The organism is Pseudoalteromonas sp. NFXS53 (genome assembly GCF_056629255.1).
On record NZ_JBWVBR010000043.1, the window covers coordinates 1 to 1,780 of the forward strand.

1 rRNA gene is annotated in these 1,780 nt (G+C 50.4%); it reads right to left on the bottom strand.

Features of this window, described 5'->3' with window-relative positions:
• Window positions 1–46: 46 nt before the first annotated feature.
• A 16S ribosomal RNA gene (locus tag AC1HJP_RS21095) occupies window positions 47–1,579 on the bottom strand.
• Between the last annotated feature and the right edge of the window lie 201 nt (window positions 1,580–1,780).

Below are 1,780 nucleotides of genomic sequence, written 5' to 3' on the forward strand. Positions count from 1 at the left end.
AACAATCATCTGTGTGGACACTACGAACAAATCTGTTCTAAATCGTTAAGGAGGTGATCCAGCCCCAGGTTCCCCTAGGGCTACCTTGTTACGACTTCACCCCAGTCATGAATCACTCCGTGGTAAGCGCCCTCCCTAAGGTTAAGCTACCTACTTCTGGAGCAACCCACTCCCATGGTGTGACGGGCGGTGTGTACAAGGCCCGGGAACGTATTCACCGCGGCATTCTGATCCGCGATTACTAGCGATTCCGACTTCATGGAGTCGAGTTGCAGACTCCAATCCGGACTACGACGCACTTTAAGTGATTCGCTAACTCTCGCGAGCTTGCAGCACTCTGTATGCGCCATTGTAGCACGTGTGTAGCCCTACACGTAAGGGCCATGATGACTTGACGTCGTCCCCACCTTCCTCCGGTTTATCACCGGCAGTCTCCTTAGAGTTCCCGACCGAATCGCTGGCAACTAAGGATAGGGGTTGCGCTCGTTGCGGGACTTAACCCAACATCTCACAACACGAGCTGACGACAGCCATGCAGCACCTGTATCAGAGTTCCCGAAGGCACCAAACCATCTCTGGTAAGTTCTCTGTATGTCAAGTGTAGGTAAGGTTCTTCGCGTTGCATCGAATTAAACCACATGCTCCACCGCTTGTGCGGGCCCCCGTCAATTCATTTGAGTTTTAACCTTGCGGCCGTACTCCCCAGGCGGTCTACTTAATGCGTTAGCTTTGGAAAAGTTGTCCGAAGACCCCAGCTCCTAGTAGACATCGTTTACGGCGTGGACTACCGGGGTATCTAATCCCGTTTGCTCCCCACGCTTTCGTACATGAGCGTCAGTATTGACCCAGGTGGCTGCCTTCGCCATCGGTATTCCTTCAGATCTCTACGCATTTCACCGCTACACCTGAAATTCTACCACCCTCTATCATACTCTAGTTTGCCAGTTCGAAATGCAGTTCCCAGGTTGAGCCCGGGGCTTTCACATCTCGCTTAACAAACCGCCTGCGTACGCTTTACGCCCAGTAATTCCGATTAACGCTCGCACCCTCCGTATTACCGCGGCTGCTGGCACGGAGTTAGCCGGTGCTTCTTCTGTAAGTAACGTCACAGCTAGCAGGTATTAACTACTAACCTTTCCTCCTTACTGAAAGTGCTTTACAACCCTAAGGCCTTCTTCACACACGCGGCATGGCTGCATCAGGCTTGCGCCCATTGTGCAATATTCCCCACTGCTGCCTCCCGTAGGAGTCTGGACCGTGTCTCAGTTCCAGTGTGGCTGATCATCCTCTCAAACCAGCTAGGGATCGTCGCCTTGGTGAGCCATTACCTCACCAACTAGCTAATCCCACTTGGGCTAATCTAAGGGCGAGAGCCGAAGCCCCCTTTGGTCCGTAGACGTTATGCGGTATTAGCAGTCGTTTCCAACTGTTGTCCCCCACCCTAAGGCATATTCCCAAGCATTACTCACCCGTCCGCCGCTCGTCATCTTCTAGCAAGCTAGAAATGTTACCGCTCGACTTGCATGTGTTAGGCCTGCCGCCAGCGTTCAATCTGAGCCATGATCAAACTCTTCAATTAAAAGTTTTTTGTTTGAAGTAAACTTCAAACCATGCTCAATGAATTCTGATTTTGATTCTTTCGAATCGAATTGACTATGAAGTCACTCAGTTACATTTGAGACTCTAATTTTTTTGCTCCTGAATCAAGAGCTGTTAGAACTCAACCTGTACGAGTGCCCACACAGATGATTGCTTCATATTTTTAAAGAACAGTGTAACT